We start from the raw sequence: 6,970 nt of genomic DNA on the forward strand, positions 1-6,970 counted from the left end.
CCATGGCGGCGCGAAGGCCGCCGGTCAGCTGGTGGAGGACGGCGCCGACGGCGCCCTTGTAGGCGACCTGGCCCTCGATACCCTCCGGCACGAGCTTCAGGGTGTCGCGCACCTCGGCCTGGAAGTATCGGTCGGCCGAGCCGCGGGCCATCGCCCCGACCGAGCCCATGCCGCGATATGCTTTGAACGAGCGGCCCTGATGGAGATACACCTCGCCGGGGCTCTCCTCGGTGCCGGCGAGAAGCGAGCCGACCATGACAGCCGACGCGCCGGCCGCCAGCGCCTTGGCAAGGTCGCCGGAATACTTGATGCCGCCGTCGGCGATGACCGGCACGCCGGACTTCTCGGCCACGGCGACGGAATCCATCACGGCCGACAACTGCGGCACGCCGACGCCCGCGACGATGCGCGTCGTACAGATCGAGCCCGGCCCGATGCCGACCTTGATGCCGTCAGCGCCCGCGTCGATCAGCGCCTGCGCGCCGCCCGGCGTCGCGATATTGCCGGCGATGACCTGCACCTCGTTCGACAGCTTCTTGACGCGCGTGACGGCGTCGAGGACGCGCTGCGAATGGCCGTGCGCGGTATCCACCACGATGAGGTCGATGCCCGCCTCGATCAGGCGCTCGGCGCGCTCGAACCCGTCGTCGCCGACGCTGATCGCGGCGGCAGCCAGCAGGCGTCCCTGCGCGTCCTTGGCGGCGTTGGGGTTGAGCTGCGACTTCTCGATGTCCTTGACGGTGATGAGGCCGATGCAGTGACCTTCGCTGTCCACGACGAGCAGCTTCTCGATGCGGTGCTTGTGAAGAAGGCGCTTGGCCTCGCCCTGATCGACGTTCTCGCGGACCGTGACGAGGTTCTCGCGCGTCATCAGCTCGAAGATCTTCTGCCGGTCGTCGGAGGCGAAGCGCACGTCGCGGTTGGTGAGGATGCCGACGAGGCGCCCCTTGGTCTGGCCACCGCGCCCGGCGTTCTCGACCACGGGAATGCCGGAGATGCGATGCGCCTGCATCAGGGCGCGCGCGTCGCCGAGCGTGGCGTCGGGGCCGATCGTGACGGGGTTCACGACCATGCCGGACTCGAACTTCTTGACCTGCCGCACCTCCTCGGCCTGCTCGGCCGGGGTCAGGTTGCGGTGGATCACGCCGATGCCGCCCGCCTGCGCCATGGCGATCGCGAGACGCGACTCGGTGACCGTGTCCATCGCGGCCGACAGGATCGGAATGTTGAGGTTGAGCGTGCGCGTGATGCGCGTCTTGACGTCGACCTGCCCCGGCATGACCTCGGAATGGCCGGGCTGCAGCAGCACGTCGTCGAAGGTCAGGGCGAGCGTGCCGGTCGCGGTCTCGATGATGCGGGCCATGGCCAGTCCTTAAAATGAATGCAGGCGCCCCTTGGGGCGCCGGCGTATTGAGGATTGGCACGGGCTCGTAGCACGAGGTCCCGGCAAAGAAAAGCCGGAGCGCCCGCGGGCTCAGCCGCTCGCCAGAAGCTGGTAGGTCTCCGGCACGAAGCGGAAGGCGTCGCCGTCCTTCTCGGCATAGCCGAGCCCCGGGAACGGCAGATGGTAGCCGAGGAAGGGCACTTTCTGGTCGGCCAGCATCGCGGCGTACTGCCGGCGCGTCTGTGCGGCGGCGGTCTTGTCCTGGTCGAAGCGGACCTGCCAGTCCGGCTTCTGGAACGAGACGACGAACTGGCTGAACGTGTCGGCCATCAGGAACAGGCGCTGGCCGGCCGACGACAGCTCGAACGCCATCATGCCCGGCGTGTGGCCGAAGGCGGCACGGGCGGTGAGGCCCGGGACGACCTGATCGCCGTCGCCGAGCAGCGTCGTCTTGTCCTTCAGCGGCACGACCATCGCCTCAACCGCCTTGGCGTTGTCGGCGCGCTGGCCGTTCTTCGCCTCGTCCGAAGTCCAGAACTCCATCTCCGTGCGGCCGATCGCATAGCGTGCGTTGGCGAAGACCGGCGCGCCGTTCTCCATCAGGCCGCCGATATGGTCGCCGTGAAGATGGGTCAGCACGACGAGCGTGACGTCGCCCGGCGACAGGCCGGCCTGTCCCATCCGCTGGGTGAGGAGACCCATGCCGTTGGCCCGCCCGTTGGCACCCATGCCGGTATCGACCAGCACGAGTTCGTCGCCGAGGCGGATCACCACCGGCTGGAAGAAATTGACGAAGCGCTGCGGCGGCAAGAGGTTTTCCTGCATCAGGGCGCCGACCGCCTCCTGGCTCTGGTCCTCGCCGAAGGTCGGGAACGGCCCTTCGCCCGGCCGGATGCCGTCGAGGACCACCGTGACCTCGGCATCGCCGATCTTGAAGCGCCGCCAGCCGGGCGCCAGCGGATGGGTGTCGCTCGTGGTTTCCATGGTCGATCCTTGCGCAGCGGCCGGACGGGCGCCCAGCGTTCCGGCGACGCCGCCGGCGGCGAGGAGCAGCGCGTTGCGGCGATTGACTTCGAAGACGTCGGGCATCGGATGAACCTCACGTTCGATCTTGGGGTGCGGGACAAACGTGAACATGGGCGCCGGGGCCGCCTCCACAAGGCTGAAACGGCGCCGAAGCGGCGAACCGCCGCCCTCGGCCGCTGGCCCCGTCTCTAAGTTCGCCTTATATCCCGCGCGATCCGTCCAACCTCCGACGTGCGGGGCTTCTCGTGAAGCGTATCGTTCCCCTCGTCCTCGCCGTCGCCCTGTTCATGGAGAACATCGATTCGACGGTGATCGCGACCTCGCTCGCCACGATCGCCCGCGACATCGGGACCAGCCCGATCGCGCTCAAGCTCGCGCTCACCAGCTACTACGTGGCGCTCGCGGTGTTCATCCCGATCTCCGGGCGGATGGCCGACCGGTTCGGCGCCAAGCCCGTGTTCCAGACGGCGATCGGCGTCTTCCTCGCGGGCTCGCTCGCCTGCGGCTTCGCCTCCTCGCTCGAAGGCTTCGTGGTCGCGCGCTTCGTGCAGGGAATGGGCGGGGCCATGATGACGCCGGTCGGGCGCCTCCTCCTCGTGCGGGCGGTGCCCCGCTCCGATCTCGTCAGCGCCATGGCCTGGTTCACGATGCCGGCCCTCGTCGGCCCTCTGATCGGCCCGCCGCTCGGCGGCTTCATCTCGACCTATGCGGACTGGCGCTGGATATTCTTCATCAACATACCGGTCGGCTTCGTCGGCATGGCGCTCGCGCAGCGCTTCCTGCCGCGGGTCGAGCCAATGCGCGACGTCACCTTCGACTGGATCGGCTTCGCGCTGTCGGGCCTCGCCTGCGCCGGCATCGTGTTCGGCCTGTCGGTGGTGTCGCTGCCCGCCCTGCCCCCGGCGGTGGGGCTGGCGACGACCGTGATCGGCGCCGTCTTCGCCGTCCTCTACGTCCGGCACTCGCGCCGGACCGAGCACCCGGTGGTGCGGCTCGACCTTCTGCGGATCGCGACGCTGCGCGCCTCGGTGATCGGCGGCTCGCTGTTTCGCATCGGTGCGGGCGCGACGCCCTTCCTGTTTCCGCTGATGCTGCAGCTCGGCTTCGGCTACTCGGCCTTCCAGTCGGGCCTCGTCAGCGCCGTTTCGATCGGCGGCGCGATGACGACCAAAGCGCTGATCAAGCCGATCCTCAAGCGTTTCGGCTTCCGACCGACCCTCGTTCTCTCGGCGCTCGTCGGCGGCCTGCTGATCGGCGCCATCGCCTTCTACCGGCCCGTCGTCCCCATCGCCGTCCTGATCGCGCTGATGCTGATCGGCGGCTTCTTCCGCTCGATGTTCTTCACCGGCACCAACACGATCGCCTTCGCCGACGTGCCGCAGAATCGCTCAGGCGACGCCACCTCGATGCTCGCCGCCTTCCAGCAGGTCGCCATCGCGGGGGGCGTCGCAACCGCAGGCGGCATCCTCGAGGCCGGCATCGTCCTCAACGGGACGGGTCATGCGACGCTCAAAGACTTCTCGGTCGCGTTCCTCGCGGTCGGGCTCGTCACGATGCTCGCCGCGATCCCCTTCATGCGCCTGTCGCGCGAGGCGGGGGCGGAACTTGCCGGCCGGCGGGTGCCGGCCGAATAGCGTGTCAGCCGAGAGGCCCAGCCTCGCCGTCGCCCTCGGTCGCCTCGGCATCCCCATCGGCCTCGGCGCGCCGACCCTTGAAGCCCTTGGCAAGGAGGTAGAGTTCCACCGACCCCTCGCGCGAGGCCGGCGGCTTCACGTGATGGACCGTGCGGAAATTCTTCTTCAGCATGGCGAGGAGCTCGCCCTCGGTGCCGCCCTGGAAGGTCTTCGTCAGGAAATGCCCGCCGGGCTTCAAGGTGCGCACGGCAAAGTCCGCGGCAACCTCGCAAAGGTGCATGGTGCGCAGGTGGTCGGTGCGCCGGTGGCCCGTGGTCGGCGCCGCCATGTCGGACAACACGATGTCGGGGTCGCCGCCGAGCGCTTCGAGCAGGCGGTCCGGTGCCGTCTCGTCGAGGAAGTCGAGCTCGAGGATCGTCGCGCCCTGGATCGGATCGACCGGCAGATAGTCGATGCCGACGACATGCGCCTCTTCCGGCGTGTTGGCGGTGCGCTCCACCGCGATCTGGCACCAGCCGCCAGGGGCAGCCCCGAGGTCCACGATCCGCATGCCCTTCTGCAGGAGCTTGTAGCGGTCGTCGATCTCGGTGAGCTTGTAGGCTGCGCGCGAGCGGTAGCCATCGATCTTCGACCGTCGCACATACGGGTCGTTCAGTTGGCGCTGCAGCCACTCACGCGAGGAGGCCTTGAGGCCGCGCTTCTTCTTGACCCGAACCGCCAGGCCCCGGTCGTCACCCCGTCCCGAACTCGCCATCAGACCGACTGCCTTGCATTCGTGGGCGCCGGGCGTCGCCAGACGCCGTCGGCCACCATCATTTCCGTCAGAAGCCCTTCGCGCAGGCCGCGATCGGCGACGCGCAGGGTGCGGGCCGGCCAGACGCGGCGGATCGCCTCGAGGATCGCGCAGCCCGCCAGAACGAGGTCGGCGCGCTCCGAGCCGATGCAGGGGTTGGCGACGCGCTCCTCGAAGCTCCAGCCAGCGATCCTGCCGACCAGCCGGTCGATATCGGCGGAGGCGAGCCAGAGCCCGTCGACCTGCCGGCGGTCGTAACGCTCCAGTTCGAGCTGGACGCCGGCCAGCGTCGTGACCGTGCCGGAGGTGCCGAGGAGATGGAACCCCTCGCCGCCCACGAGATCGTCGAGCTTCCCCGCGCCCGGAAAGCCGGCGATCATCTCCTCGACTTCGCGGATCATCCGCTCGAAGACCTCGGGCGGCACGTCGCGCCCGCCATGGCGCTCGGCCAGCGTCACGACGCCGACCGGCAGCGAGGTCCAGGCGACGATGTGGTTCGACAGGCGACGGCTGGCGCCGCGCCGGAGGTCGAGGAGCGCGATCTCGGTCGAGCCGCCGCCGATGTCGAAGAGCACCGCGCCCTTGGCCGAGCGGTCGACCAGCGAGCCGCAGCCGGACACGGCGAGCCGCGCCTCGGTCTCGCGCGTGACGATCTCGAGCGCGAGCCCGGTGTCGCGCTGGACGCGCTCGATGAATTCGGCGCCGTTGGCCGCCGAGCGGCAGGCCTCGGTCGCGATCAGCCGCGCGCCGGAAATCTCGCGCGCCGAGAGCTTCTGACTGCAGATCTCGAGCGCGGCGACGGCGCGGTCCATCGCGCCGGCCGCAAGGCTCCCCGTGCGCCCGAGCCCTTCGCCGAGCCGCACGATGCGCGAGAACGCGTCGATCACCCGGAACTGGCCGGGACGCGTCGGCGTCGCGATCAGGAGGCGGCAGTTGTTGGTGCCGAGATCGAGCGCCGCATAGGTCGGAATGCGAACAGGATCGCTCTCGGGCCGATCGACGCGACGCGCCGGGGCCGGTCTCGCCCCGCCATTCGCGGCCGCCGGCGCATGCGTCGCCGGAACTGCGGCCGGGGCCGCCCCGCCGCGCCCGCGACCGCGCCGCCGGCGGCGCCCCTTCGCTGCGGGAGGCGCCTCGTCCGCGCCGTTGCGTGCGCGCAGGGCCCGCTCGGCCTCGGTCAACTTGGCGCTGAGGCTCGGCGGAAGGTCGTGCAGGGCGCGCGTCGCATGGTCCGCGGCGAGCGCGGGCGGCCCCTTCCGACGGCGACGGCGCTGGCGCTTCGACAGCTTCTGCCCGTCCTTCGACGCGCCGTCTCTCGCAGCGCCGGGTTCGGCGCGCAAGGAGACCGGCGCCTCGGCCGGGCCATGATTGCCCCCGTCCGAAGCGCGGCCGAGAACGTTCGAAAGGTTGCTGCCTAGATGCCTGACGGGTGTTCGGCCTTGATGCTGGTCATGGATCACATGTTGTCTCCGGAGCCGGCCACGAAGGCGCTCCAAGGCCCGGCGAGGGCCAATGTCGTTGCCCGGAGTGTAGCCGACCGGCCACAATGCACAAGGCGCAACCGGGCTCATCCCATGAAACCCGCGCACCCACCATGCTTTCGCCTCAAAGAGAGCGAGCGTCCGCCGGGCATCGCAAGGCGGTTGACGCCCGATCGCAAATCGCCTATCTGACCGCTCACGGAACGAGGGTCACCGAGATCACCGCTTCCGCCGCGCAAGCGGCACATGCTGGGGAATAGTTTAAGGGTAGAACAGCGGACTCTGACTCCGCTAGTCTTGGTTCGAATCCAGGTTCCCCAGCCAGCCTCCTTCTGTTCCGGAATATCTTAGTGACCGCTCGCAAACGGGTTCATGCGTGATCGCGCGCTCACGCCCGGCTGGTTAGGTCGAATCCGGGTGGTCGCATCCGTTTGCTGTCCGATGCGGCAGGACGGGTGCGCCCTGCCGCCTGAAACGGCTGACCGTCAGACGCGGAGATCCGTTGCGCCCGTGTCGATGTGGGGTGCCCAGAAGGCGACCGATTCGGCGATCTGTTCGATCACCTGCCGGTCGTTGGGCTCGCGCTCCTTGAACGACAGCTCGAGGCAGATCTCGTTGTCCTTCGCGCCCCCTTGCGCGAAGGCGGCGAGCA

At 69.2% G+C, this 6,970-nt stretch carries 5 protein-coding genes, 1 tRNA gene and 1 pseudogene; 2 read left to right on the top strand and 5 right to left on the bottom strand.

All coding sequences use genetic code 11. The features are described from left to right. The coding region (guaB, locus tag QZ753_RS04905; RefSeq protein WP_294641573.1) for an IMP dehydrogenase at positions 1-1,363 on the bottom strand (1,363 nt) is incomplete at its 3' end. 111 nt (positions 1,364-1,474) lie between these two features. Next, entirely contained in the window at positions 1,475-2,473 is a 999-nt protein-coding gene (locus tag QZ753_RS04910; RefSeq protein WP_294641574.1) for an MBL fold metallo-hydrolase, read from the bottom strand. A gap of 182 nt (positions 2,474-2,655) precedes the next feature. On the opposite strand from QZ753_RS04910, the gene QZ753_RS04915 reads away from it, so the two are divergent. Next, positions 2,656-4,044 carry an MFS transporter gene (locus tag QZ753_RS04915; protein WP_294641575.1) on the top strand — a complete coding sequence of 463 codons (1,389 nt, stop codon included), beginning with the start codon at positions 2,656-2,658 and terminating at the stop codon, positions 4,042-4,044. A gap of 4 nt (positions 4,045-4,048) precedes the next feature. Here QZ753_RS04915 and QZ753_RS04920 read toward each other — a convergent pair whose 3' ends face one another. Together QZ753_RS04920 and QZ753_RS04925 are read right to left on the bottom strand one after the other, a co-directional pair. Beyond that, entirely contained in the window at positions 4,049-4,798 is a 750-nt protein-coding gene (locus tag QZ753_RS04920; RefSeq protein ID WP_294641576.1) for an RlmE family RNA methyltransferase, read from the bottom strand. After that, positions 4,798-6,051: a Ppx/GppA phosphatase family protein gene (locus tag QZ753_RS04925; protein ID WP_367171492.1), complete on the bottom strand. Its 1,254-nt coding sequence runs from the start codon at positions 6,049-6,051 to the stop codon at positions 4,798-4,800. Before QZ753_RS04925 ends, QZ753_RS04920 begins: the two co-directional genes overlap by 1 nt. A gap of 517 nt (positions 6,052-6,568) precedes the next feature. Between QZ753_RS04925 and QZ753_RS04930 the strand changes: the two genes are divergently transcribed. Next, positions 6,569-6,642, top strand: a tRNA-Gln gene (locus QZ753_RS04930). Between the two features lie 161 nt (positions 6,643-6,803). Here the strand turns inward: QZ753_RS04930 and QZ753_RS04935 are convergent. After that, positions 6,804-6,970, bottom strand: a pseudogene (locus tag QZ753_RS04935) (aminotransferase); the annotation flags it as partial.

This window comes from uncultured Aureimonas sp., from assembly GCF_913775355.1.
GTDB lineage: Bacteria > Pseudomonadota > Alphaproteobacteria > Rhizobiales > Rhizobiaceae > Aureimonas.

Coding starts and splice junctions, on each gene's coding strand:
- QZ753_RS04910 (WP_294641574.1), bottom strand. CDS start 2,473: ATGCCCGACGTCTTCGAAGTCAATCGCCGCAACGCGCTGCTCCTCGCC.
- QZ753_RS04920 (WP_294641576.1), bottom strand. CDS start 4,798: ATGGCGAGTTCGGGACGGGGTGACGACCGGGGCCTGGCGGTTCGGGTC.